26 protein-coding genes are annotated in these 23,569 nt (G+C 65.5%); 21 read left to right on the forward strand and 5 right to left on the reverse strand.

The annotated features are described in order from the left end of the window. The first annotated feature begins 58 nt into the window (after positions 1-58). Positions 59-415 carry an iron-sulfur cluster assembly scaffold protein gene (locus LAN61_08470; protein MBZ5540536.1) on the forward strand — a complete coding sequence of 119 codons (357 nt, stop codon included), beginning with the start codon at positions 59-61 and terminating at the stop codon, positions 413-415. Between the two features lie 49 nt (positions 416-464). Here the strand turns inward: LAN61_08470 and LAN61_08475 are convergent, their stop codons facing one another. Both LAN61_08475 and LAN61_08480 read right to left on the reverse strand, forming a co-directional pair. Continuing rightward, positions 465-1,052, reverse strand: a complete 588-nt coding sequence (locus LAN61_08475) for a nucleotidyltransferase family protein (protein ID MBZ5540537.1) — start codon at positions 1,050-1,052, stop codon at positions 465-467. Positions 1,053-1,061: 9 nt separating this feature from the next. Further along, positions 1,062-1,886: an XdhC/CoxI family protein gene (locus tag LAN61_08480; protein ID MBZ5540538.1), complete on the reverse strand. Its 825-nt coding sequence runs from the start codon at positions 1,884-1,886 to the stop codon at positions 1,062-1,064. Positions 1,887-1,999: 113 nt separating this feature from the next. Here LAN61_08480 and LAN61_08485 point away from each other — a divergent pair, with 113 nt between their 5' ends. From LAN61_08485 to LAN61_08495, 3 genes are all read left to right on the forward strand, one after another. After that, on the forward strand, positions 2,000-3,028 hold the full coding sequence (locus LAN61_08485) for a zinc-binding dehydrogenase (protein ID MBZ5540539.1): 1,029 nt from the start codon (positions 2,000-2,002) through the stop codon (positions 3,026-3,028). Between the two features lie 118 nt (positions 3,029-3,146). Continuing rightward, positions 3,147-3,686 carry an NADH-quinone oxidoreductase subunit B gene (locus LAN61_08490; GenBank protein MBZ5540540.1) on the forward strand — a complete coding sequence of 180 codons (540 nt, stop codon included), beginning with the start codon at positions 3,147-3,149 and terminating at the stop codon, positions 3,684-3,686. An 88-nt stretch (positions 3,687-3,774) separates the two neighbouring features. Further along, positions 3,775-4,263, forward strand: coding sequence for a hypothetical protein (locus LAN61_08495; GenBank protein ID MBZ5540541.1), 489 nt, complete (start codon positions 3,775-3,777; stop codon positions 4,261-4,263). 115 nt (positions 4,264-4,378) lie between these two features. Here the strand turns inward: LAN61_08495 and LAN61_08500 are convergent, their stop codons facing one another. The 3 genes from LAN61_08500 to LAN61_08510 form a co-directional block, all read right to left on the reverse strand. Then, a complete protein-coding gene (locus LAN61_08500) occupies positions 4,379-4,606 on the reverse strand; it encodes a hypothetical protein (GenBank protein MBZ5540542.1) in 228 nt (75 codons plus the stop codon). Between the two features lie 65 nt (positions 4,607-4,671). Beyond that, positions 4,672-5,052, reverse strand: a complete 381-nt coding sequence (locus LAN61_08505) for an RNA-binding protein (protein MBZ5540543.1) — start codon at positions 5,050-5,052, stop codon at positions 4,672-4,674. 219 nt (positions 5,053-5,271) lie between these two features. Continuing rightward, complete coding sequence (locus LAN61_08510; protein MBZ5540544.1) at positions 5,272-6,384, reverse strand: hypothetical protein; 1,113 nt, start codon at positions 6,382-6,384, stop codon at positions 5,272-5,274. Between the two features lie 141 nt (positions 6,385-6,525). Here LAN61_08510 and LAN61_08515 point away from each other — a divergent pair, with 141 nt between their 5' ends. From LAN61_08515 to LAN61_08595, 17 genes are all read left to right on the forward strand, one after another. Next, positions 6,526-7,194, forward strand: a complete 669-nt coding sequence (locus LAN61_08515; GenBank protein ID MBZ5540545.1) for an MBL fold metallo-hydrolase — start codon at positions 6,526-6,528, stop codon at positions 7,192-7,194. Between the two features lie 261 nt (positions 7,195-7,455). Then, entirely contained in the window at positions 7,456-8,022 is a 567-nt protein-coding gene (locus LAN61_08520; protein MBZ5540546.1) for a hypothetical protein, read from the forward strand. 150 nt (positions 8,023-8,172) lie between these two features. After that, positions 8,173-9,789, forward strand: a complete 1,617-nt coding sequence (locus tag LAN61_08525) for a benzoate-CoA ligase family protein (protein MBZ5540547.1) — start codon at positions 8,173-8,175, stop codon at positions 9,787-9,789. A gap of 75 nt (positions 9,790-9,864) precedes the next feature. Beyond that, positions 9,865-11,409, forward strand: coding sequence for a PLP-dependent aminotransferase family protein (locus tag LAN61_08530; GenBank protein MBZ5540548.1), 1,545 nt, complete (start codon positions 9,865-9,867; stop codon positions 11,407-11,409). 55 nt (positions 11,410-11,464) lie between these two features. After that, entirely contained in the window at positions 11,465-11,971 is a 507-nt protein-coding gene (locus LAN61_08535; GenBank protein ID MBZ5540549.1) for a PaaI family thioesterase, read from the forward strand. Then, complete coding sequence (gene pdxS / locus LAN61_08540) at positions 11,968-12,870, forward strand: pyridoxal 5'-phosphate synthase lyase subunit PdxS (protein ID MBZ5540550.1); 903 nt, start codon at positions 11,968-11,970, stop codon at positions 12,868-12,870. Before LAN61_08535 ends, pdxS begins: the two co-directional genes overlap by 4 nt. A 133-nt stretch (positions 12,871-13,003) precedes the next feature. Further along, positions 13,004-13,603 carry a pyridoxal 5'-phosphate synthase glutaminase subunit PdxT gene (pdxT, locus tag LAN61_08545; protein MBZ5540551.1) on the forward strand — a complete coding sequence of 200 codons (600 nt, stop codon included), beginning with the start codon at positions 13,004-13,006 and terminating at the stop codon, positions 13,601-13,603. 110 nt (positions 13,604-13,713) lie between these two features. After that, positions 13,714-14,151 (forward strand): low molecular weight phosphatase family protein, encoded by a 438-nt coding sequence (locus tag LAN61_08550; GenBank protein MBZ5540552.1) that lies wholly within the window; start codon positions 13,714-13,716, stop codon positions 14,149-14,151. A 24-nt stretch (positions 14,152-14,175) separates the two neighbouring features. Then, the gene (locus tag LAN61_08555; protein MBZ5540553.1) at positions 14,176-14,844 is read left to right on the forward strand and encodes a metal-dependent transcriptional regulator; all 669 of its coding nucleotides are present in this window, start codon (positions 14,176-14,178) and stop codon (positions 14,842-14,844) included. A gap of 124 nt (positions 14,845-14,968) precedes the next feature. Then, positions 14,969-15,481 carry a nuclear transport factor 2 family protein gene (locus LAN61_08560; GenBank protein ID MBZ5540554.1) on the forward strand — a complete coding sequence of 171 codons (513 nt, stop codon included), beginning with the start codon at positions 14,969-14,971 and terminating at the stop codon, positions 15,479-15,481. A 24-nt stretch (positions 15,482-15,505) separates the two neighbouring features. Beyond that, complete coding sequence (locus LAN61_08565) at positions 15,506-15,736, forward strand: hypothetical protein (protein MBZ5540555.1); 231 nt, start codon at positions 15,506-15,508, stop codon at positions 15,734-15,736. 103 nt (positions 15,737-15,839) lie between these two features. Next, positions 15,840-17,468 carry a lactate permease LctP family transporter gene (locus tag LAN61_08570; GenBank protein MBZ5540556.1) on the forward strand — a complete coding sequence of 543 codons (1,629 nt, stop codon included), beginning with the start codon at positions 15,840-15,842 and terminating at the stop codon, positions 17,466-17,468. Between the two features lie 566 nt (positions 17,469-18,034). Continuing rightward, complete coding sequence (locus LAN61_08575; protein ID MBZ5540557.1) at positions 18,035-18,283, forward strand: CopG family transcriptional regulator; 249 nt, start codon at positions 18,035-18,037, stop codon at positions 18,281-18,283. Beyond that, the gene (locus LAN61_08580; GenBank protein ID MBZ5540558.1) at positions 18,273-18,551 is read left to right on the forward strand and encodes a type II toxin-antitoxin system RelE/ParE family toxin; all 279 of its coding nucleotides are present in this window, start codon (positions 18,273-18,275) and stop codon (positions 18,549-18,551) included. Before LAN61_08575 ends, LAN61_08580 begins: the two co-directional genes overlap by 11 nt. Positions 18,552-18,877: 326 nt before the next feature. Then, positions 18,878-19,999, forward strand: coding sequence for an AmmeMemoRadiSam system radical SAM enzyme (gene amrS / locus LAN61_08585; GenBank protein ID MBZ5540559.1), 1,122 nt, complete (start codon positions 18,878-18,880; stop codon positions 19,997-19,999). A gap of 59 nt (positions 20,000-20,058) precedes the next feature. Next, positions 20,059-21,408, forward strand: a complete 1,350-nt coding sequence (locus LAN61_08590; GenBank protein MBZ5540560.1) for an NAD(P)/FAD-dependent oxidoreductase — start codon at positions 20,059-20,061, stop codon at positions 21,406-21,408. Between the two features lie 96 nt (positions 21,409-21,504). Continuing rightward, positions 21,505-23,460 carry an NAD(P)-binding protein gene (locus LAN61_08595; protein MBZ5540561.1) on the forward strand — a complete coding sequence of 652 codons (1,956 nt, stop codon included), beginning with the start codon at positions 21,505-21,507 and terminating at the stop codon, positions 23,458-23,460. Positions 23,461-23,569: the final 109 nt, after the last annotated feature.

Consider the following 23,569-nt stretch of genomic DNA (forward strand, 5'->3'; position numbering starts at 1 on the left):
ATGAGCCGGCCACCGCGGCGCATTGCGGTTTTCCGCGGGCGTTGCCATACTTTGCGCGATGTACAGCCACGCCGTTCTCGACCATTTCAAGAACCCGCGCAACGCGGGGGAATTGCCCGGCGCGACGGCCACCGCCGAAATGAGCAATCCCGTGTGCGGGGATGTCCTGCGGCTGGCGGTGCGCGTCGAACAGGGGCGGTTCGCGGAGGTGCGTTTTTTGTGCCGCGGTTGCACCACGGCCATCGCCTGCGGTTCCTTCCTGACGGAGCGGCTGGCGGGGAGAGAGCTTGCCGAGTGCCGCGGGATCACCGCGGAAGAGATTTCCGAGGCGTTGGGCGGTTTGCCGAGCGCGACGTTTCACGCCGCGCAGCTTGCTGCGGAGGCGCTGGCGGCGCTGTTTGCGCAGATGCGCTGAGCCCGGCCGCGCGCAAATCCTTGCCGCCAAAATTCTTCGAAACTATGTTCTAGAGATCGCCGCTCAGCTTTTTCAGCGCTTCGGGATCGTTGAGGTTGAGGAGGATGCCCTCTTCGTTGGTGGGGACTTCGGCGATCTCCGTTTTATGGGCCCAGACCACGGAGCGGGCGCCCTGGTCGAGGGGCGCGGCGAGCAGTTCGGGGTACAGCGCGGCGGAAAAAATCACGGGGTGTCCGCGGCGGCCCAGGTAGGTGGGCAGAACGATGGCGGCGCGCGTGGTGTAGAAGCTCTTGATCAGGTCGGCGATGAGATCCGCGGTGATCAGCGGGTGATCCACCAGGCACAGGAGCATGCCCTCGGTGGCTCCCGCGGGGAGGCTGCGCAGGGCCTCCTGGATGGAAGACAACTGACCCTTGCGCCAGTTCTCATTGATGACGACTTCGGCGGGATCGAGGGCCACGCTCCGCGTGATGGCCGCCGAATGCGCTCCGAGGACGACGCGGCGGATTCCGATCTTGGGATGGCGGGTGATGTCGAGGAGGTGCTGCAGGAACGGGCGCCCTTGATAGGGAAGCAGGGCCTTGGGGGAGCCCATGCGGCGGGATTCTCCGCCGGAGAGGATGACGGCGGCGAGCATAATTGCCTTTCAGCCGGCGAGTGCGGTCTTGCCCGTATCCAGAGAAACTTTTTTGTGCTTCAGGCCGGCGGCGTTGCGCCGGACGGCGATCAGCTCCGCAGTGATGCTGATGGCGATCTCCTCCGGGGAGAGCGCGCCGATCTCCAGGCCCATGGGGGCGAAAACGCGCTCGAACTCCTGCGGGCGGAAGCCCTCTTTTTCGAGCGCCTGGTAGACGGAAAGCACCTTGCGCTTGCTGCCGATCATGCCGATGTAGCGGGCTTCGGTGCGCACGGCCCAGGCCAGGCAGCGCATGTCTTCTTTGTGGCCGCGGGTGACGATGACCAGGTAGCTGGAGGCGTTGGGCTGGAGCTTGGCAAAAGCATCGTCGTAGCTGGTGTAGATCTCGCCGGCCATGGGGAAGCGCTGGGCGTTGGCGAACTGCTCGCGGTCGTCGATGACGCCCACGGCAAAACCCGCGGCCTGCACCGCCTGGGCCAGGGCCATGGAGACGTGGCCGCCGCCGAAAAGATAGACGGCAGGTTGCGGCAGAATGGGCTCCACAAAAACCTCCAGGGTGCCGCCGCAGATCAGGCCGTTGTCGTAGTTGGCGTCGTGGTTGAGGTTAAAGACCATCTTGCGCGGCGTTTCTTTCTGCATGACCTCGCGCGCCGCGGCCCACACGTCGGCCTCCACGCAGCCGCCGCCGATGGTGCCGGCGATGGAACCGTCCTCGCGCACCAGCATGCGCGAGCTCTCGTAGCTGGGGATAGAGCCGTTGGTGTGCACGATGGTGGCCAGCGCCCCGCGCTTGCCCTCGCGCCGCAGCTTTATGACTTCTTCGAACAGGTCCATGGGTATTCCAATCTTCAGCCTACGGCGCACGCTGGCGGGTGTCAACGCGCGGGTTTCTGGACACGCCTGCTTCGCGGTGCTACCGTAAATTCCATTTTACGCCAGGAGTGCCCATGAAAGCGGTCGTTTTTCAGCAGCATGGCGGTCCGGAAGTCCTGCAGTACGGCGATGCGCCGGAGCCGGCGCCGCGCGCGGGGGAAGTGCTGGTGCGCGTGCGGGCCTGCGCGCTCAACCATTTGGATCTCTGGGTGCGGGGCGGCTTGCCCGGCGTGCCCATTCCGCTGCCGCACATTCCCGGGAGCGACATTGCCGGAGAGATCGCGCAGGTGGGCGCGGGAGTGACGCGGGTGAAGGCGGGACAGAAGGTCGTCCTCGCTCCGGGAGTGACCTGCGGAAAGTGTTTGGCTTGCCTTTCCGGAAACGACAATAAATGCCGGGAATTCACGAATCTCGGCTACTTGATCGACGGAGGCTGCGCGGAGTATGTGCGCTGCCCGGAAGTGAATTGCCTGGCGTATCCGGAAAATCTGACGTTCGAGCAGGCGGCCGCGGTCCCGCTGGTGTTTCAGACGGCGTGGCACATGCTGGTGGCCCGCGCGGAGCTCCAGCCGGGCGAAGAGGTGCTGGTGCTGGGCGGGGGGAGCGGAGTGGGCAGCGCGGCCATCCAGATCGCCAAATTTTTCGGGGCGCGGGTGATCGCCACGGCAGGGAGCGAGGAGAAGCTGGCCAAGGCGCGGGCGCTGGGCGCGGATGAGGTGATCAACCACAAGAAGCAGAAGATCCGCGACGAAGTGAAGCGGCTGACGAACCGGCGCGGCGTGGACGTGGTCTTCGAGCACGTGGGCACGGCGACCTGGGACGACAGCGTGGCCAGTCTCGCTACCGGGGGGCGGCTGGTGACCTGCGGGAATACCACCGGCTACGACGCCAAGATTGACCTGCGCTTTCTCTTCAGCCGGCAGCTTTCGCTCCTGGGTTCGTACATGGGGCGCAAGAGCGAGCTGCACACGGTGATCAAGCTGGTGGCCGAGGGCCGCCTGAAGCCGGTGGTGGACCGGGTGTTTCCGCTGGCGGCCTGTGCCGAAGCGCATGCGTATCTGGAAGCGGGGAAGCAGTTCGGCAAGGTGGTCCTGGCGGTTTAGTGGCGGCGGTTTTGTGAGGTGATGCGGAGATGGCAGCGCGGGACCGGGAGTCACAAAAGATATTTCAGAATTTGTCTCCGGCACAGGCGTATGCGAGAATTGCAAGGACGAGGAGACCATGAGCGTATCCCTGGGCAAGCACGTCACCCTGACCAAGCCGGACGATTTCGGCAAGCTGCTGCAGGAGGAAGGCATCCTCTTCACGCAGCTCGACAAGGTGGTGAACTGGGCGCGCAAGAGTTCGGTGTGGCCGCTGGGATTTGGTTTGGCGTGCTGCGCCATCGAGATGATGTCCATGGCCGCGGCGCGCTACGACGTGGCCCGCTTCGGAGCCGAGGTTTTCCGTCCTTCACCGCGCCAGGCCGATCTGATGATCGTGGCCGGACGGCTGTCGCAGAAGATGGCCCCGGTGGTGAAGCAGCTCTACGATCAGATGCCCGAGCCCAAGTGGGTGATTTCCATGGGGGCCTGCGCGACCTCCGGCGGGGTATTCAATAACTACGCCATCGTGCAGGGCTGCAACCAGGTGATTCCCATCGATGTGTACGTGCCGGGCTGCCCGCCGCGCCCGGAAGCGCTGCTGTACGCCATTCTCCAGCTGCAGAAGAAGATCGATAGCGAGCGCGGGTCCTTCCGGCGCGCGCTGAACATCGCCTAGACTGTGCAGGGCCGGACTTTGGCCCGGCATCTTTTTCTGCCATTATTAACCCCGCAGGTTCCCGAAATTCCACAAGGAGTGATCCCCCATGAGCACTTCGCCCGATGCCGCACGTCAAATGTTACGCCATACGGTGGCGACCGTGGCTTACCGCGGCGGCAAGGTGTTGCGCGGCGCGCCGGAATCGTTCGCGGGCTTTACCGCCGGAGCTACGGCGCGGACGCCGGCACAGATTTTGGGGCATCTTGGGGATCTTTTTGCGTGGGCGCTTTCGATGGCGCGAGGCCAGCAGGAGTGGAAGGAAGCGCCGGCGGGGGCGTGGAACGCGGATGTCGCGAGGTTTCACGCGACGTTGCAGGCCTTCGACGACTACCTCGCTTCGGATGCGCCCTTGCAGGCCCCCGCGGAAAAGCTCTTCCAGGGGCCGGTGGCCGATGCCCTCACGCACGTCGGGCAGATCGCCATACTGCGGCGGCTGGCCGGCTGCGCCATTCGCGGGGAGAATTACTTCCAGGCCGAGATTGTCTCCGGGCGCGTGGGCGCGCAGCAGGCGGCGGCCCGCCGCGAATTCGACTGAACACACCCCGGCCCGGCTCTGGATGCTCCCGAAGGAGCAGGCAGAGGAGGCGCCGCGTGCGGGAAGGGAAGTTCCGTCGAGTCCAACTGCTACGAGGAAAGAAAGGCCAGCGCGCTCAGGCTTGCGGTTCGAGGGGCTCGTTCTCGCCGGCGGGTTCTTCCCCTTCGGCCAGTTCGATGCCTTCGGCGGATACGTCCACCCTGGCGGGTTGCAGCGTGCCTTCGCGTTCCGCGCGATTGCTGAGTTTCTTCTGCGCGCGGCGCTCCGCCTTCATACGCTGCTTTTCCTGGCGCTTCATTTCCTTCTGGCGCTTCTGAAACGAGGATTTCGATTTCGTTGCCATTCCATCTCCTTGAATGCGCTAGTGTCTGCGGAACGCGCCGCAGCAGGGCAAACCAGAGACGGGCGTTACCAGCGCGGTTCGCGCGGCTGCCGTGCCGATTCGCGATAGTCTTCGTTGGAGAAGCGGTTGTTGCCGCGGCCGCCGCCCTTGCCCCCGCCGAAGCCGCCCCGCGGGCCGCCCGGGCCGCGTCCTCCGCCTTCGCCCTTGGGCCGCGCTTCGTTGACCTTCAGGTTGCGCCCGCCGACTTCTTTTCCGTCGAGAGCGGCAATGGCCTTGGCCGCTTCCTCGTCGTTGTTCATTTCCACGAAGGCAAAGCCGCGGGCGCGCCCGGTCTCGCGGTCCATGGCGATGTGCACGCGAGTGATCTGGCCGAAGGGCTCAAACAGCGCGCGCAATTCGCTTTCCGTGGTCTGAAAACTCATATTGCCTACAAACAGATTCTTCATTCCGATCTCCTTGTTTCTCAGCAGCGCCGGTGGCGGGTGCCGTAACACTGACCCGGGTCTTGATGGCTTCGCGTCCCCAGTGAAGTAGCGGATAAAGTCAGGTGAGGCAGGCCTTAACAGCAGCCTGGGTAATGAGGTCATCCGACTTCTTGCGACTGCCCAAGAAGAATAACACAGTTCCGGGAAAAAGCCCCGGCGTGGTTTTTGCGGCAGCAGGGTTCAGGGCCGCGGCAGGGTGGCCAGGGGCAGGGCGATCACCTGGGCTGGCTGCCCGGCGCAGTCCAGTTGGTTTCCCGGCGTGGCTTGTTCGCGGCGCAGATAGCCCATGCCGATAACGGCGCCCGCGGCGGGGGAAAAGGCGGCGCGGGTGACAAAGCCCGCTTCCTGGCCGCCGGCGAGCAAGGGGGTGCCGGGGGCGGGCGGCGCTGTTGCGGCAAAGCGCAATCCGGCGCGCACGCGGTGGACCTGGCCGCGCGAGCGCACGCGTTCGACGATCTCCTGGCCGGTGTAGCAGCCCTTGACGTAGCTGATGTGGCTCTCCTGCAAGCCGGCTTCGTGGGGAATCTGTTTTTCGCCGAAGTCGTAACCGAACCAGGGGACGCCTTGCTCGAGGCGCAGGGCGTTCAGCGCGGTAAAGCCGGCGGGGCCGCCGCCCGCCGCCCGGGCGGCCTGCTGCAGAACGCGCCACCACTCGGGGAGCTGCGCGCGCGGCACCAGAAATTCCGCGCCGGGTACCCCGCCCGGGGAGCGGCGCAGCAGGCGGCCGGGCAAGCCGGGCTTGCCGGATGGGATTTCCAGGTGTCCCAATTCGGGGAGCGTGGTGATGTCCACGGCCGTCAATTCCTTTACCACGGCTGCGGCCAGGGGTCCTTCCAGAGCCAGCGTGCCGTAGGCCTGGGTGTCATCGGTGAGGGTGACGTCGTCCATGATGATGAATTTTTCGAAAGTGGCCAGGAGGCGTTCGCGGATCATGGCGTAGGAGAGAGCCAGGAGGCGCTCGGGCAGGGCGTAGATTTCGATCTCCGCGAGGATGTGGCCCTGGGGATTGAGGAGCAGGGAGACGTTGCCCTGGCCGGTCTGCAAGTCGCGGATGTTGTTGGTGAGCACGGCGTTCAGGAAGCGCACGCGGTCGGCGCCGGTGAAGGAGAGATACGCGCGGTAGTTCTTGTCGAGCAGCGCGACGCTGCCGCGGGCGAAGCGGTATTCCGCCTGCCAGTCGCCGAAGTGGTCGGGCAAAGCGCAGCCGAACCAGACGCCCAGGGCCGCGCCGGCAGCGCGGTGCAAAGCGGTGAGCGGGGTCTCGATCAACGGGTTGGTGGCGGGCGAATCCATGGTGCAACGCGCAGGGGCATCTTAGCAGAGGGGCACGGCTTCTGCGCGCCGGGGCCCGGCGGGCGTGGCCGCGGCGGGGCCGATGTTATACTTTTTGCGATGAGCGAAACTCCTTCGACGGTACACGCAGCGGGCGGGGCGCTGATCCACGAGGTTCTGCCCGTGGGCTGGCTGCAGTGCAACTGCTCGATCATCGGGGATCCGGTGACGCGCGAGGCCCTGGTGCTGGACCCCGGGGACGAGGTCGAGAAGGTGCTGGAGATCCTCCAGTGCCACAAGCTGCGGGTGAAAGCCATCGTCAGCACCCACGCGCACATCGACCATGTCGGCGGGCTGAAGAAGCTGCACGAGGTAACCGGGGCGCCGGTGATGATGCACCGCGATGACCTGGAGCTGTACCACGCGATGGACATGCAGGCCGCGTGGATCGGGGTGCGCCCGCCGGAGCTGAGCGAAGTGCACCAGTTGCTGAAGGAAGGCGACGCGCTGCGCTGGGGGCCGTTCGAAGCGCAGGTGCTGCATACGCCGGGGCACACGCAGGGCAGCGTGTGCCTGTATGTGCCGCGCGGAGCGGGGAAGGCCCCGCTGCGCGTGCCGCATCTTTTCGCCGGGGACACGCTGTTTGCCGGGAGCATCGGGCGCACGGACCTGTGGGGCGGCTCGTTCGAAGCGATCATGCGCTCGCTGCGCGGCAAGCTGCTGGCTCTGCCCGAAGAGACGCTGGTGTATCCCGGCCACGGCATGGCGACGAGCATCGGTGCGGAGCGCGAATCGAATCCCTTCCTGCAGGAGCGAGCGCCGCGGGACTGAAACGCGCTGCACTCCCGGGCCCGCAGGGGGCCGAAGCGCCTCTCGCGACGCGCCCTAGGGAAGTACCCCTCTGAGCACACCGCAACCGCAGGCAACTTTACCGCCCCGCGCGCGCGGAACATAATTCGCAGTGTCACATACATCGCGGAGCCCACGTGTGACACCCCGGGGGCGGGCAGAATGTTCACCGGTCAGCATGGAAATTCAAACGCAGGCATTCGCCAGCTCGGCCGCACAGCTGGCTGCGGGAGCAGCCAAATCATGAGACGTTCCGACTTGGTCCAACACACGGAAAAAGAGCGGGGGCCGATTCCGCGCACCTCGCAGATCGTATTCGGCGAGCGCCAGCATCTGTTGCGCGTTCTCGATTCCATCGAAGCCAGCGACGTGCCCATCGCGCGGCAGCAGGCCGAGCGCCGCAATCTGGAAGAATTGATTCATGCGCGGACGCGCGAGCTGAACGCCATCAACACCGCCTGGGATGAAAAGATCGCGCTGGTGCTCAGCGCGGAGGCCAAGCCGGAGATGCTCGAGAAGCTGGTCAAGCAGGCGCCGAAGACCGATTACTACCTGCTGCGCCTGATCAGCGAGCACCCGCGGGCCAATGCCAAGACGCTGGGCAAGCTGGCGCGGCATCCCTACGGAGCCATCCGCGAAAACGTGGCGCGGCACCCCAACGCCGACGGCCAGACGCTGACCCGGCTGAGCAAGGATCCCAGCCAGCCGCTGTGGTACCTGGTGGCCTTCAATCCCAATACGCCGCTGCAATTGCAGCGGCGGTTGCGCGACCGTCTGAAGCGCCTCGGCGAATCGCACCCTTCCAGATAACGCTCCGCAAGTTCTCGGGACACGCGAAGAGTTTGCCCGCTTCGCGCCGGCAAAAGTCGAAGTTTTGCTCCGCGCGCGACTTTCGGGGAGAAGAGTACAATGCCCCCTGGTGAGGCCCCCCGCGAGGGGCTCGTCAGAGGCGCGCAGTTCATGGACTTTCCCGAGCGGTTTAATGTGGCCGAGCATTTTCTGGATGTGCCGGCGGCGCGGCATGCGCATCGCGTCGCGATTGTGGGCGAGCCGCGCCAGGTGACCTACGGCGAGCTGGCGGCGCTGGCCAACCGCGTGGGCAATGCGCTGCTGGAGCTGGGGGTGCAGCGCGGGGACCGCGTCCTGCTGGTTCTTCCCGATTCCGCGGAATTCATCGCCGCCTTTTTCGGCGCGGCCAAGATCGGGGCGGTGCCGGTGCCGGTGAATTCTTTCGCGCGGCCGGCCGATTATGCACATTACGTCTGTGATGCCGAGCCGCGCGTGGCCCTGGTGCACGGATGCGCGGTGGCGGAGTTCCTGCCGGCTTCCGCCGAGCGCCCGCAGATGCCCATCGTACTTGTGGGGGCCGAGCGCGCAGAGACGGGCGGGGTACGCTGCCTGCAGTGGCGGGAGTGGCTGCACGGAGCGAGCGAGCGCCTGGCGCCGGCGGAGACCACGCCATTCGATACCGCGTTTTTCCTGTACACCTCGGGGAGCGGCGGTACCCCCAAGGCTGCCGTCCATCAACATAAGGACATGCTGGCCACCAGCCGCAACTACGGTCAGGGCGTGCTCGGGCTGCGCGAGGAGGACATCCTGTTCTCGGTCTCCAAGCTGTTTTTCGCTTACGGCCTGGGCAATGGCATGTATTTCCCCCTATCCGCGGGGGCGCAAACGCTGCTGAATCCGGAACGCACGCAGGTGGGGACGGTGCTGGAACTGGTGCGGCGGCGCCGCCCCACGGTGTTTTTTGCCGTGCCCACGTTGTACGCGGCCATCCTGCGGGAGGCCGAGGGTGGGCGCAGCAAGATTGATTTTTCTTCCGTGCGCCTGGCGGTTTCCGCGGGGGAGACCCTCCCGGCGGAAATCTTCGAGCGTTTTCGGCGGCGCTTCCAGCTGGAAATCCTCGACGGCATCGGCTCGACGGAGATGCTGCACGTGTTCCTCTCCAGCCGGCCGGGGCAGGCCAGGGCCGGGAGCTGCGGGGTTCCGGTGCCGGGCTGCGAAGCGCGCATCGTGGACGATGCGGGCGAGGCGGTGCCCGACGGGGAGCTTGGGAACCTGTGGGTCCGCGGAGACAGCGCGTTCGCGGAGTACTGGCGGATTCCCGAGCTGACGGCGCGGACCAAGCGCGACGCGGCGTTTGTTCCCGCGGGGCATGCGCGGCTCCAGAGCGGAGCGGCGCAAGAGAAGTGGGTGGTTACGGGAGACAAGTTCCTGCGCGACAGCGATGGGTACTACCACTACTGCGGGCGCGCCGACGACATGCTGAAGGTCGCGGGGATGTGGGTTTCGCCGATGGAGGTGGAGAACGCGCTGCTGGGGCACCCGCAGGTCGCCGAGGCCGCGGTGGTGGCCGCGGCGAGCGCGCAGGGGCTGACCTATGCGCTGGCTTACGTGGTGTTGCGCGGGGGAGCGCCGGAGCGGGGCGATCTGGCCGCGGAGATCCGCGAGCACGTGAAGGCCCGCCTGGTGCCGTACAAGGTGCCGCGCGAGGTGCGCTTCGTCCGCGAGCTTCCGAAAACGCCCACGGGCAAGATCCAGCGCTTCAAACTGCGAAATAACGGCGGGCGCTGAGGGCTGCCGGGGCAGAGACAAATTGGCTCTTGCCGCCCGCCAATATCGTGTAGAATTGGCAGCAAGGGAGAGACAATGCTGCCGCTACAACTGCAACCCGAAAGTCACGTCCCCCTCTATGTGCAACTGCGCGACCAGCTGCGCGCGCTGGTGCATGCCGGGGACCTGCGCCCCGGCGATCGCATCCCGGCCAGCCGCGAACTGGCTATCCAACTCGGCGTGCACCGCACCACGGTCGCCAACGCCTATGCCGAACTGGAGGCCGAAGGGCTGATCCAGGGGCACGTCGGCCGCGGCACGTTCATCCGCGGCAAGGGAACGGGGCTGAAGATCACTCCCCCGGCGCCTCCGGTGCTCAATGGCGCGGGGGGCATTCGCTGGGAACTGCTCTTCGCGGACGAGCGCGGGGAAGAGGCCCTGGCGCGGCTGACGGCGGCCGCTCCGGAAAATTCAATTTCGTTTGTGATGGCGCGTCCTGCGGAGGAGTATTTCCCGGTCGAGGAGCTGCAGACCTGCGTCAACACGGTGCTGCGCCGCGAGGCCACCGACATTTTGAACCTGGGCCCGTCGGACGGCTACCCGCCGCTCAAAGAGCAGCTGTTGGAGCTGCTGCGGGAAGAAGGACTGGCGGCCAAGGATGAAAACCTGCTGATCACCGACGGCTGCCAGCAGTCGCTGGATCTGATCTGCAAAGCCTTCGTGCGCCCGGGCGATACGGTGATTCTCGAAAATCCGACGTATCCTGGGGCGCTGGCAATTTTCAATGGGGCGCGGACGCGCTGCCTGAGCGTGCCGGTGCGCACGCAGGCGGAGCCGGGCAGCGCGCTGGGCCTGGACGTGGAAGCGCTGGAGGCCACGCTGGCGGCCAACCGCGTGAAGCTCATGGTGCTGACGCCGGACTTCCAGAACCCCACGGGGACGTCCATGCCGCTGGCTTCGCGGCGCAAGGTGCTGGAGCTGGCGGCGCGGCATCAGGTGCCCATCGTCGAAGATCACGTCTATGCCCGGCTGCATGCCCACGAAGAGCGCATTCCCTCGCTGAAGCAGCTGGACCGCGGCAACCTGGTGCTGCACATTGACAGCTTTGCCAAGGTGGCTTTTCCGGGGTTGCGGGTGGGGTGGATGGTGGCGCCGGCGGCGGCCATCGAGCGGCTGCGGCTGGTGAAGCAGACTACCGACCTGCACACCGACCAGCTGGCGCAGGCCACCCTGGCGGAGTTTCTGCGGCGCGGGCTGTTTGCCAAACACCTTTCGCGCATGCGCAAAGTGTACGCCTCGCGGCTGGCGGCGCTGGATGAGGCGCTGCGCAAGCAGATGCCGGAGGGGGTGCGCTGGGCGCGTCCGGAAGGCGGGATGTGCTTCTGGCTGGAGCTGCCGCCGGGGTTCGACGCCAGCGAACTGCTCATCCACGTGAAGGAGCGCGGAGTGCTCTTCGCGCCGGGGCGCTATTTCTATGTGCAGGCGCCGCAGCCGAATACGCTGCGCCTGGGCTTTGCCGGGCTGGACGAAAAGCGCATCGTGCGCGGCGTGCAGACGCTGGCGGAGATGCTGCGCATCGAAATGCGCAAGCGGCAGCGCGGGGTGCGCCGGGCGGAGCGCAGCCGCGTAGCGCTGGTGTGAGGCGTTGAGGCGCGCGCGGGCGCCGGCAAGAGAAGCAACGGGAAGCGAGGAACACGTGGGCGATTTGGTGCGGCTGGAACCGAAAGCGACGAATCACTGCTTTGGCTGCGGCGGGGGAAACGAAGCCGGCATGCAGCTGACGTTCGAAGAGGATGGCGAGCGGCGCAGAATTCAGGGGCGGTTCACGCTGGGCCCGCGCTACCAGGGCGGGGGAGGGATGGCCCACGGCGGAATTATCGCGCTGCTGCTGGACGAGGTCATGGGCAAGGTCTGCAAGTTCAGCAACGCGCGGGCGGTGACGGCGGAGCTGCAGATCGAGTTTCTGAAGCCGGTGCCGGTGAACGAGGAGATTGTGGTGGAAGGCTGGCAGGACGAAACCAAGGGAAGAAACCTGCATCACCGCGGGGAGATCCGCAACGCCGCCGGCGGGGTGCTGGCGCGGGGGCGGGGGCGCTTCGTGGCCATCGCGCCGCGGGATGCCGCGCTGGCGGAGCTGGGATGCAGCAGCGAAGTGAAGATGGGCGAATTTGGATTTGACAAGAAGAGAGGAGCGCAGTCATGACGGCACAGGGTGCAAGCGGAAATGGAAACGACTGGCGGGTGAAGGTGGGCCTGGCCGAGATGCTCAAGGGCGGGGTGATCATGGACGTCACCAACGCCAAACAGGCGGAGATCGCGGAAAAGGCCGGGGCCTGCGCGGTGATGGCGCTGGAACGCGTGCCTTCGGATATCCGCAAGGAAGGCGGCGTGGCGCGCATGGCCTCGGTGAAGGTGATCCGTGAGATCATGGCCACGGTGACGATTCCGGTGATGGCCAAGGTGCGCATCGGGCATCTGGCCGAAGCGGAAGTGCTGCAGGCGCTGGAAGTGGATTTCATCGACGAGAGCGAAGTGCTGACGCCCGCGGACGAAGAGAACCACATCTGGAAGCACGATTTCCGGATTCCGTTCGTGTGCGGGGCGCGCAACCTGGGCGAGGCGCTGCGGCGCATCGCGGAAGGCGCGGCCATGATCCGCACCAAGGGCGAAGCGGGCTCGGGCAACGTGGTCGAGGCGGTGCGGCACATGCGCACCATCGTCAGCCAGATGCGCAAGCTCACGACGCTGCGCGACGACGAACTGATGAAGGAAGCGAAGGAACTCGGCGCGCCGCTCGATCTGATCCGCCAGGTGGCCAAAACCGGCAAGCTGCCGGTGCCCAATTTCTCGGCCGGCGGCATTGCCACGCCCGCGGATGCGGCGCTGGTGCGGCGGCTCGGCGCGGAGGCCGTCTTCGTCGGCTCGGGCATTTTCAAGTCCAGCGATCCGGAAGTGCGCGCCAAGGCTGTAGTCAAGGCCACGACGCACTTCGAGGATGCGAAGGCCATCCTGGAAGCGCACGAGGAGCTGGGCGAGGCCATGCCGGGGCTGGACATCCGGCAGATCGACGAGAAAGACCTGCTGCAGACGCGGGGTTGGTAGTAAAGAAGTTAAAAAGTGCAAGAGTGCAAGTGTGGGCAGGGTCGTCCAGAGTTGCTGGCCTTTTTCTGACTTTTGCACTCTTGGACTTTTACACCTTCCGTACGAAAGAGAGAACCGGGAGAGTTTTCCGACCATGAAGATTGGGATTCTGGCGGTGCAGGGAGACTTCGAGGCGCACGCAGCGGTGCTCCGGCGCCTGGGCGTGGCCACCGTGCTGGTGCGCACGCCGACGGATCTCTCTGGCTGCGACGGCCTGATCCTGCCGGGCGGGGAGAGCACCACGCAGCTGCAGTTCCTGGAAGAAGAGGGGCTCGCGGAACGCATTCGGCGCTTTGCGGCGGAGGGCGGCGCGCTGTTCGGCACTTGCGCGGGGACCATCCTGCTGGCGCGCGAGGTGAAGAATCCTGCGCAGGGTTCGCTGGGCCTGCTGGACGCCACGGTGTTGCGCAATGCTTACGGGCGGCAGATCGCCAGCGCCGTAGTCCGCGGCACGTGCAAGGGCAAGAGCGGGCCGCTGGAAATGGTCTTCATCCGCGGCCCGGTCATCGAGCGCGCCGGCCCGCGGGTCGAGGTACTCGCCGAATATGCGGGGAAACCCGTGCTCGTGCGGCAGGGGCGCATCCTGGCCGCTACCTTCCATCCCGAACTCACCGCCGACACCGCCGTGCACGAACTTTTCCTGCAGCTGGCCGCGTCGCGCGAACCGGCCGAAACCACCGCCGCAAACCAGTAAGCAAGGGCCCGCTTGCCGTACCCGCGGCATGCGCAGCGCTCAACAGTCCTCTTGCCGCGCATACCCAAGAAACGTCAAATTCGCTATAGTCGGATGCGCAGGGACTTTCCATGGCCGCTGGCGCAAACTCCCGGGTGAAAGTGCTGTTCATCTGCATCGGCAACTCCTGCCGCAGTCCGATGGCTGAGGCCATCGCCCGGCAGGACGCCGCCGACATTATCGAGGCCACGAGCGCGGGGCTCTCGCCGTTCGGGGCCGTGGGCTGGATGACCAAGAGCACGCTGGAGGCGAATGGCTACTCCACGCAGGGGCTGGACTCCAAGGTGATCGCTCCGGCGCTGTGGGACGCCGCCGACCTGGTGATCAACATGAGCGGGCGAGCGCGGGAGAAGGCGTTTCTTTCCTGGGAAAAGGTTGAGGACTGGCGGGTGGAAGATCCCTATGGCGCGGATGCTGCCCAGTATCAGAGAATCTTCGGCGAGATCGAGCGCCGAATTGCGGAGCTCGCGGAAAAATTGAGACGCGAGCGGGAAACGCCGCAGGGCTGACACCCTGCACGGCAGAGGCACGGATTGCGCCGCGAAAAAACCAGCGTATCGCAGGAAGATTATCTGAAGGCGATCTGGGAGATGCTCGAGGAAGACCAGACGCCGATCAGCGCGCGGCTGGCGGAAGAGCTGCGCGTGACGCCGCCGGCGGTGACCGCGGCGCTCAAGCGCATGACCCGCGACGGTTACCTGCGCGTCGAGCGCAGCGGGCGCATCGATCTGACGCGCAAGGGGCGGCAAGTGGCCGGGCGGCTGGCGCTGCGTCACCAGCTTGCGGAGATGCTGCTGACCGACGTGATCGGACTTTCCTGGGCGCGCGCGCATGACGAAGCCGAGCGCCTCGAGCACGCCATCTCGCCGGAAGTGGAAGCGCTGCTGCTGAAGCGCTACGGCAAGCGCAGCGCCTGCCCGCACGGGGTCCCGCTGCGGGGCGGCGTGGCCAAACTGCGGAAACAGGGCGCCGTGCTGCTGGCCGATCTGCAGGCCGGGGAGCAGGCGGAGATTCTCTGCGTGTATGAGAAGGACGCCAGGTTTCTGGAGTTTCTCGAAGGGCTGCAGTTGCGGCCCGCGACGCGCGTCGTGGTGCGCAAGCGCGAATATGACGAAACCATGACCCTGCGCGCCGCCGGCCACACCATCCACCTGGGCAAACCCGCCACCACGCGCATCTGGGTGCGGCGCTCCGCGGCGTGAGAAGGCCTGCGCCGCCCGGCGCCTTGCAAATCGGTGCGAATGCCACTAGGGTAGCGGCACCGGAAGTCGCGTTTTGCCGCGCGGCAGCCACAAGCGGCGGTTGCAAATCGCCGGGAGAAGACCCATGCAGGCAAACACGACTTTGACCGCACGTCCGCCGCGCTATCACTGGATTCTGATCATTCTCGGCGCCGTTCTCGCGGGCTCGCTGACGATTGCTCTGGCGCAGGCACAGCAGAAGGCCACGAACCAAGCCACCTTCCGCAAGCTGGTGGACGATCTGTGCGCGGCGTGGAGCACGGGCGACGCCGACAAGCCGGGCGTCTTCTACGCCAAGGATCCGAAACTGGTCTTTTACGACGTCACCCCGTTCCAGTATCGCGGCTGGCAGGAATATCACGACGGCGTGAAGAAGGAATTCTTCGACAAGCTCGCGAGCGGCACCCTGACGGCCGGGAGGGACTTGCGGGTGACGCGGCGCGGCGGCGTGGCCTGGACCACCGTCTCGATGCACTACACCGAAATCGCGAAAGACGGCAAGAAAACGGAATCGGATTTCCGCGACACGCTGATCTGGGAACTGCACGGCGGGAAATGGCTGATTGTACATGAGCACATCTCGGCGGCGGCCTCCTGAAGCGGCGGTGGAGCTGAGCGGAGCATGCTGAAAGGGCTGCGATTCTACTGGACGGCGGCGCGCGGCTACCGGCTGCGGCCGTGGCGGAGCCCGTACCTGCGCTGGCGGCTGGAAACGTTTCTGGGGCCGGAAGCAGCGGACCTGGATGCGCGGAAATTCTTCCGCATCCTGTGGCGCTACCGGGTGCAGCTGGGGAGTTTCCTGGACTGGGCGGCGGAGCGGCAGCGCGCGCAGCGGCGCCAGCGCCCGGCATAATAGTTGACCGCTTCGCGGTCGCGCATACAAAGGCCGCGCGATCGAACAGCGCGCCGGCGTGGCAGTTGGGCCGGAAGACCGGAGTGGGGAGGTCGCGTCGCCTATGTGGGAGCAGAACTACACCCCCGTTGCGCACAGTCTTTGGCTTTCCGCGCTGGTTGCGGCCATTCCCATCTTCGTTGTGCTCTATCTCCTCGGGCTGCGGCGCAAGCCGGCGTGGATCGCCGCGCTGGCGGGCCTGGCGAGCGCCGCGGCGCTTGCGGTGGGCGTCTATCACATGCCGCCGGGCGCGATGCTCAGCGCCACGGCGTATGGCGCGGCCTTCGGCCTTTTCCCGATTGGCTGGGTGGTGTTCACCGCGATTCTGCTTTTCCGCCTGACGGATGCCGCGGGACAGTTCGAATTCCTGAAAGATTCCGTGGGCGGGCTGGCGCGCGACCGCCGCTTGCAGGCGCTGCTGATCGCCTTTGCCTTCGGGGCCTTTATCGAGGGCGCGGCGGGGTTCGGGACCCCGGTGGCGGTGGCGGGGGCCATGCTGGTGGGCCTGGGTTTCTCGCCGTTTTACGCGGCGGCGCTGTGCCTGTTGGCCAATACCGCGCCGGTGGCTTTCGGCTCGATCGGCACGCCGGTGCTGACGCTGGCGGCCACCACGGGTTTGCCGCTGGACCGCCTGAGCGCGGCCGTGGGCCGCATATGCGCGCCGGTTTCGCTGATTCTCCCGGCCTACCTGATTCTGGTGATGGGCGGGCGGAAGGCGCTGCGCGGGGTGTGGCCGGCGGCGGCGGTCTGCGGGGTGACCTTTGCCGCGACGCAGTTTGCGGTTTCCAATTACGTGGGCGCGCAACTGACCGACATTCTCAGCTCGCTGGCGGCGATGGCGGCGCTGGTGGTGCTGCTGCGCGTCTGGCATCCGGCGGACACGTTCCGCCTGGAGGGCGATGCGGCGGCGGAGGCCGCTCCGCCGCGCCGCGCGGCGCGGGAGGTCGCGCGGGCCTGGGCGCCCTATGCGCTGCTGGTCGTCTTCGTCCTGCTGTGGGGGCTGGATGCGGTGAAAACGAAGCTCAACGCCTGGAGCATCGTCTTCGCCTGGCCGGGGCTGCACAATCGCGTGCTGCGCATGCCCCCGGTCGCGGCCCATCCTTCGCCGTACGCGGCCATCTATGCCTGGCAGTGGCTCGCGGCGCCGGGGACCGCGTGTCTTCTGGCGGCGGTGCTGGCCGCGCTGCTCTTTCTGCGGCTGCGGCCCGGGCAGATTGCGGAAGTCTTCACCGGGACGGCCAGGAGCCTGTTCTTCGCGGAGCTGACCATCGCGGCGGTGCTGGCGCTGGCCTTCGTGATGAATTATGCGGGCGCCACGGCTACGCTGGGGCTGGCGTTCGTGGCCACCGGGCGGCTCTTTCCGTTTTTCAGCGCGCTGCTCGGCTGGCTGGGCGTGTTTCTCACCGGTTCGGACACTTCCGCAAACGCGCTCTTCGGGAACCTGCAGGTGGTGACCGCGCATCAACTGGGGCTCGGGCCGGTGCTGATGGCCGCCTCGAATTCCAGCGGCGGGGTGATGGGCAAGATGATCAGCCTGCAGAGCATCGCGGTGGCCGCGGCCGCGACGCGCTTGCGGCATGAGGACGAAGCGCGCCTCTTCCGCTTCGTCCTGCGCCACAGCATCTTCCTGGCCGCGGTGATCGGCGCGATCGTGGCCGCCTACGCCCATTGGGGCGGCGCCTGGACGCGCTAGGCAGTAAGCAGGGGACAGTAAACAGCAGGCAGTAGGCGGTAAACAAGTGTGTGGCCGATGGCATACGCCTAGTGCGCCGGGACAGACTTGGGGCGCTAATGGTTTTAGTACGGAAGAGGAATTTTGATCCCCTCCTACCCCTACACCCCCCGTTGTGATGAAAAGAGTGCGGAAAGTATTGAAAAGAAAAGGTATAGGTGTGCGCCGTTGTTGCAAAGAGTGCGGAATAGCATGAAAAGAAAGGAGATAGATCTGCTTCGAGTTAGAAGCTTGAAGGGAAAGGGGGCGGAGAGGCTGTGGCGAGGATAGCAGAGCGAGATGTCGCGCGACGCCTGTAGGGGCAGGGCGGGAGCAGGGGGTGAGACTCACGACGCATGTTAACAGATGCATAACTTGGATGTCAATTGCATAATGAGTTAGAATTCGAATGGCCTGTGGAAAATGAGCGACCGAGGCGCGGGGGCGTACTTCGTCGAAGGAGGGACCTCCCGGAAAAAGATAGGGGAGGGATTCCCAAGCGCCGCCAAAATGAATACAATGTATGCAGATGTAGTCAGGAGGGTTCGATGGCGGGAGAGAAAATCCTTACGCTGCGGCTGGACGGGGGGTTGCGGGGCAAGCTGGACAAGCTCGCGGTGGCGATGCGGCGATCGCGGTCGTTTCTGGCGGCGGAAGCGATCCGCGACTATGTGGCCCTCAACAGCTGGCAGATTGAGGAGATTCACAAGGGGTTGGCGGAAGCGGAGCGCGGGGAGTTTGCAAGCGAGAGCGAAGTAAAGCGCGTAGCGAAGAAGTGGGCTCGGCGTGCGCGTTAGATGGCTGCGGACAGCACTGGCCAATCTGGAAGCGGAATACATTGCGGAAGATAATCCTGCCGCAGCGGGGCGTGTGGTGCAGAGGATTTTGCGCGCCGTGGATCTTCTCAAGGAGAATCCAGCGATGGGCCGGGCGGGGCGAGTTGCGGGGACGCGAGAGTTGGTGGTCGCCGATACGCCGTACATTATTCCGTACCGGGTTCGCGGGGACGCGGTGGAAATCCTGCGGGTCTTTCACGCGGCCCGGAAGTGGCCTGGGAAAGTTTGAAGAGGGAAGAGTCATGGCGTAATAGGTCGGGTGCCCCCTCGATTTTGCATGTGGGGATTTTGACTTTGACTTTCTCTCGATTGAATCGCAGTAGGAATTTGAATCAATTGCCAGGAACCTGAAACGCGAAAACGCCGGACTCCCGACAAGGTCGGGATAAATTCCGCCCGGCCCTTACATGGAGCTGCCGGATGCTCCTCTTGGACCATCCCAAGTACTTTTCCACCCCGAGCATCCCGTCATGACCAACGCAACCGCCAGTCATTCCGCAACGCCCCCATACCCCCGTCCTCCAGCGGATGTATACTTCAAAAAGAGGAGGGTCTATGGAAGAACTCAAGGTCCTCCAGAAGTCCCCCGCACTCCACGAAGCGCGCTGGTGGGAACCCGAGCCCGAAGGGCGCGTCCACTGCTACCTCTGCCCGCGGCACTGCCACATTCATCCCGGGCAGGCGGGCTTCTGCTTCATCCGCGTCAACGAAGGCGGCAAGCTCTACAGCCTGGGCTACGGCGCGCCCGCGGCGCTGCAAATCGATCCCATCGAAAAGAAGCCGTTGAATCATTTTCTGCCCGGGACGCGGATCTTCTCGATGGGCACGGCGGGCTGCAACATGGGCTGCTTCTTCTGCCAGAACTGGAGCATCTCGAAGTCGCGCAGCGACCAGTCGCGCGCGCAACTGCTGCCGCCGGAGGACGTGGTACTGCTGGCGCTGCGCCATGGCTGCCCCTCGATCGCCTTCACCTACAACGAGCCGACCATCTGGGGCGAGTACGTGGTGGACATCTGCGCTGCGGCGAAGGAGCACGGGGTGAACACGGTGATGGTTACCAACGGGTATGTAACCTACGAAGCCTTCCACGATATTTTCGATCACGTGGACGCCGCCAACGTGGACCTGAAAGCTTTCACCGAGAAGTTCTACGGCAAGGTCACGCTCACGCACCTCAAGCCGGTGCTGGAGACGCTGCAGTTTCTGAAGAACGAGACCAACCTCTGGTTCGAGATCACCAACCTGATCATTCCCACGCTCAACGACGATCCGGCGGAGACGCGCCAGCTGGCGGAGTGGGTGGTGGAGCATCTGGGGCCGGACGTGCCGCTGCATTTCACCGCCTTCCACCCTGCTTTCAAGCTGCAGGATAAGCCGCCGACGCCGCCGGAGACGCTGCACCGCGCGCGGAAGATCGCGCGCGAGGCGGGGGTGCACTACGTTTACGAAGGAAACATCTACAGCGAGGGCGCGCACACCTACTGCCCGAAATGCGCGGCGCTGCTGATCCGGCGCTCCTGGCACGACGTCCTGGAAAACAATCTGCGCGACGGCGCGTGCGGGAAGTGCGGGTTGGCCATCGCCGGCCGCTGGGAAAATCCGCACGGGAAGACGGAAAGAAAAGGCCGGCCCAGAGACGCAGAGATCGCGGAGAAGTACGGCCACTTGAACCTGTAAGGGCGGAATCCGTAGTTCGCCGGCAGGTATGCTTCCAGTGCACGGCAGGGGGGCGCGGGATGGCCGACCGGCATCGCGTGGTGATTCTGGGAGGCGGGTTCGGCGGGCTCCATGCGGCGCAGGCGCTGAAGCGCGCGCCGGTGGACGTGACCCTGCTGGACCGCCGCAATTTTCATCTTTTCCAGCCGCTGCTCTATCAGGTGGCCACCGGCTCGCTCTCGCCGGGGGAGATCGCCGCGCCGTTGCGCAGCGTCTTGAGCCGGCAGAAGAACGCGCGCGTGCTGCTGGGCGAGGCGCAGGATGTGGATCCGCAGGCGCGCCGCGTCCTGCTGCGCGACGGAGCGGCCCTCGAATACGACACGCTGATTGTCGCGACCGGCTCGGAAGCCTCTTTCTATGGCAACGAGGCCTGGAGCGAATGGGCGCCCAGCCTCAAGACGGTCGAAGACGCCACGGCGATCCGGCACAAGATCCTGTACGCCTTCGAGCGGGCCGAACGCGCCGCGAGCGAGGAAGAGGTTCGCGCGTGTCTTACGTTCGTGATTGTCGGAGCCGGGGCGACGGGTCTGGAGCTGGCCGGGGCGCTGGCGGAAATTGCCCGGCAGACGCTTAAGAATGATTTCCGGCGCATCCGCCCGCAGGAAGCGCAGATTATTCTGCTGGAAGGCGGGCCGCGCGTGCTGGCCGCTTTCCCTGAAGATCTTGCCGCGAAGGCGGAGAGTCTGCTCACGCGGTTGGGCGTGCGGGTACTGAAGAACGTGCAGGTCACGGCGATCGAGCGTGATGGCGTGGTTTACCGGAGCGGGCAGGAAACGGGGCGCATCCAGGCGAGGACCGTCCTGTGGGCCGGGGGAATTCAGGCGACGGAGTTCGGCAAGAGGCTCGCCGCGCGCACCGGCGCGGAAACCGACCGCAGCGGCCGCATGAAAGTGCTTCCCGACTTGTCGCTGCGCAATTTTCCCCAGATCTTCGTCATCGGTGATCTAGCTCTGGTGCACCGCGAGGACGGCCAGGCGCTGCCCGGCGTGGCGCCGGTGGCCATGCAGGAGGGCAGTTACGTCGCGCGCGCCATTCAGAGGCGGCTGGCCGCCGCCCCGCCTCTGCCCGCCTTCCGCTATGCCGACAAGGGACATCTGGCGGTCATCGGGCGGGCCGCGGCGGTGGCGAATATTTTGGGGATTCATCTCTCCGGATGGCCGGCCTGGCTGGTCTGGCTCTTTATCCATCTGATGTACATCGTCGAATTCCAGAATCGCGTGCTGGTCTTTATTCAGTGGGGCTTCGAATATTTGACGTTCAACCGCGGGGCGCGCCTGATCACCGGCGGCACTGCCGCCGATAGCGTGGAGCAGGAGACCGCCGCGGCGGGCAGCGGCGACTGCGTTGAAAGGAAGCAAACAGACGGTTAAGCCGGACTCGGAAGGTAGTGAAGGAAGGACATGCGGAATCCCCGGCGGGCGGAGGATGAAGGTGGCCGTGTGTTAAAATCCGCGCCGAGGGCTGCCATGACCACGGACAAAGACCGCATGCTGGGGATGGACCGCAATATCACGCGGCGTGATCTTCTGAATGGATTTGCGCTGGCCGCGGGCGCGGCGCTTGTGCCGGGGGCCATTTTCGGGGCGTTCGATCCCGTGGGCGCGGCGGAGGGCGGTGCATCGTATTACCCGCCGGCGCTGACCGGAATGCGCGGCAGCCATCCCGGTTCGTTCGAGGTCGCGCACAGCATGCGCGACGGCACGTTTTGGGAGAAGGCCGGAAAGCCCGAGGATACGGGCGAGCACTACGACCTGGTGATCGTTGGCGGGGGCCTGAGCGGGCTGGCCGCGGCGCATTACTATCGCAAAGCCGCCGGCGCCGATGCCAAGATCCTGATCATCGAGAATCACGACGATTTTGGCGGGCATGCCAAGCGCAACGAATTCCAGGCGGGAAAAGCATTCCGCCTCGGTTTTGGCGGCACCTTTTCGATTGAAAGCCCGGCGCCGTACAGCGCGGTGGCCAAGGGGTTGATCGCCGAGTTGGGCATCGATGTTCCGGGCTTTTCAAAAGTTTATGATCCGAAGATCTATTCCACCCGGGGGATGAGCCAGGGGATGTTCTTCGACAAGGAAACCTTTGGCGCGGACCGTCTGGCGTCTCTGCCCACGGCCGGAGGGATGGATTCCCAGGCGAAGTTCGGGGCGATGGCGTCGGAAGAGTTTCTGGCGCAGGCGCCGCTTTCCGCTGCGGCGAAAAAGGACCTGGCGCGGCTGATCAGCGAAAATAAGGACTATCTGCCCGGGCTTAGTTCCGCGGAGAAGAAGGCCAAGCTGGCGCGGATCAGCTACGCGGATTTCCTGACGAAGATCGCGGGCGTGGACCCGAGCGTGGTGAAAGTGTTTCAGACCATGCTGCACGGGCTGTACGGCTACGGCATGGACGCGGTGCCGGCGCAAGACGCCTGGGGCTTCAGCTTCCCCGGGTTTGCGGGGATGAATCTGGACCCGGCGCCGGGCAAAGGCATGAACCGCGATTCCATTCCCAATGAAGAGGCGGAGAAGTATTTCTTTCACTTTCCGGACGGCAACGCGACGATCGCGCGGCTGCTGGTGCGCGGCCTGATCCCCGCGGCGATTCCGGGAAAGACGGTGGACGACGTAATTCTGGCGCGCGCGAATTACGCGCGGCTGGACGAAGCTTCCTCGGCGGCGCGCATCCGGCTGAACAGCACGGCGGTGCGGGTGAAGCATGTGGGAGAGGCGAAATCGGCGAAGGAAGTGGAGGTGGTTTACGCGCGCGAAGGCAAGGCGCACACCGTGCGCGGGGCCAACTGCGTACTGGCCTGCTGGCACGTGGTGATCCCGTACATCTGCGAGGAGCTGCCGGCGGCGCAAAAAGCAGCGCTGGCCGATTCGGCCAAGGTGCCCATCGTCTACACCAACGTGCTGCTGCGGGACTGGAAAGCGTTCGAGAAACTCGGCCTCTCCGCGGTGAACGCGCCGGGGAGTTACTTCAGCAGCTTCCAGCTGGACATGCCGGTGAGCATGGGAGGTTACGAGTGCGCGAAGTCACCGGAGGAGCCCATCGTGGTGCACATGATGCGCACGCCGTGCCGGCCGGGGCGCTCGGGGCGGGAACAGCACCTGGCGGGGCGCGCGGAGCTGTTCCGCACGACGTTTGAAACGTTTGAGCGCAACATCCGCGAACAGCTTGGGCGCACGCTGAGCGGCGGGGGCTTCGACCCGGCGCGGGACATCGCGGCCATTACCGTCAATCGCTGGCCGCACGGCTACGCCTACCAGTACAACTCGATCTACGACCGCTTCTGGCTGGAGGGCGGGGAGCTGCCCTGCGAAGCGGCCCGGAAACCCTACGGGCGCATCACCATCGCCAATGCCGACGCCGATGCCTACGCCTACACCGACTGCGCGATAGACCAGGCGTACCGCGCAGTAGAGGAGCTGCGCGCCCGCGCGTAATTTTTCCGGGCGTGCATTCTTGGCAACAATTCCGCGGGGATTGTCATCCAACCGGCGGACTCCCATGCTAGCCTCAGCGTACCCACCCTCTTGTACGACAAATGCCAGG

The organism is Terriglobia bacterium (assembly GCA_020072785.1).
In the GTDB taxonomy this organism is placed as follows: Bacteria; Acidobacteriota; Terriglobia; order Acidiferrales; family UBA7541; genus Acidiferrum.

Bases quoted from the DNA above. Each gene is read 5' to 3' on its own strand.
- LAN61_08520 (MBZ5540546.1), top strand. From the start codon at position 7,456: ATGAGACGTTCCGACTTGGTCCAACACACGGAAAAAGAGCGGGGGCCG.
- LAN61_08590 (MBZ5540560.1), top strand. From the start codon at position 20,059: ATGGCCGACCGGCATCGCGTGGTGATTCTGGGAGGCGGGTTCGGCGGG.
- LAN61_08510 (MBZ5540544.1), bottom strand. From the start codon at position 6,384: ATGGATTCGCCCGCCACCAACCCGTTGATCGAGACCCCGCTCACCGCT.
- LAN61_08480 (MBZ5540538.1), bottom strand. From the start codon at position 1,886: ATGGACCTGTTCGAAGAAGTCATAAAGCTGCGGCGCGAGGGCAAGCGC.
- LAN61_08495 (MBZ5540541.1), top strand. From the start codon at position 3,775: ATGAGCACTTCGCCCGATGCCGCACGTCAAATGTTACGCCATACGGTG.
- LAN61_08485 (MBZ5540539.1), top strand. From the start codon at position 2,000: ATGAAAGCGGTCGTTTTTCAGCAGCATGGCGGTCCGGAAGTCCTGCAG.
- LAN61_08570 (MBZ5540556.1), top strand. From the start codon at position 15,840: ATGTGGGAGCAGAACTACACCCCCGTTGCGCACAGTCTTTGGCTTTCC.
- LAN61_08530 (MBZ5540548.1), top strand. From the start codon at position 9,865: ATGCTGCCGCTACAACTGCAACCCGAAAGTCACGTCCCCCTCTATGTG.
- LAN61_08475 (MBZ5540537.1), bottom strand. From the start codon at position 1,052: ATGCTCGCCGCCGTCATCCTCTCCGGCGGAGAATCCCGCCGCATGGGC.
- LAN61_08500 (MBZ5540542.1), bottom strand. From the start codon at position 4,606: ATGGCAACGAAATCGAAATCCTCGTTTCAGAAGCGCCAGAAGGAAATG.
- LAN61_08525 (MBZ5540547.1), top strand. From the start codon at position 8,173: ATGGACTTTCCCGAGCGGTTTAATGTGGCCGAGCATTTTCTGGATGTG.
- LAN61_08470 (MBZ5540536.1), top strand. From the start codon at position 59: ATGTACAGCCACGCCGTTCTCGACCATTTCAAGAACCCGCGCAACGCG.
- LAN61_08490 (MBZ5540540.1), top strand. From the start codon at position 3,147: ATGAGCGTATCCCTGGGCAAGCACGTCACCCTGACCAAGCCGGACGAT.
- LAN61_08575 (MBZ5540557.1), top strand. From the start codon at position 18,035: ATGGCGGGAGAGAAAATCCTTACGCTGCGGCTGGACGGGGGGTTGCGG.
- LAN61_08595 (MBZ5540561.1), top strand. From the start codon at position 21,505: ATGACCACGGACAAAGACCGCATGCTGGGGATGGACCGCAATATCACG.
- LAN61_08560 (MBZ5540554.1), top strand. From the start codon at position 14,969: ATGCAGGCAAACACGACTTTGACCGCACGTCCGCCGCGCTATCACTGG.
- amrS (MBZ5540559.1), top strand. From the start codon at position 18,878: ATGGAAGAACTCAAGGTCCTCCAGAAGTCCCCCGCACTCCACGAAGCG.
- LAN61_08505 (MBZ5540543.1), bottom strand. From the start codon at position 5,052: ATGAAGAATCTGTTTGTAGGCAATATGAGTTTTCAGACCACGGAAAGC.
- LAN61_08550 (MBZ5540552.1), top strand. From the start codon at position 13,714: ATGGCCGCTGGCGCAAACTCCCGGGTGAAAGTGCTGTTCATCTGCATC.
- LAN61_08565 (MBZ5540555.1), top strand. From the start codon at position 15,506: ATGCTGAAAGGGCTGCGATTCTACTGGACGGCGGCGCGCGGCTACCGG.
- pdxT (MBZ5540551.1), top strand. From the start codon at position 13,004: ATGAAGATTGGGATTCTGGCGGTGCAGGGAGACTTCGAGGCGCACGCA.
- pdxS (MBZ5540550.1), top strand. From the start codon at position 11,968: ATGACGGCACAGGGTGCAAGCGGAAATGGAAACGACTGGCGGGTGAAG.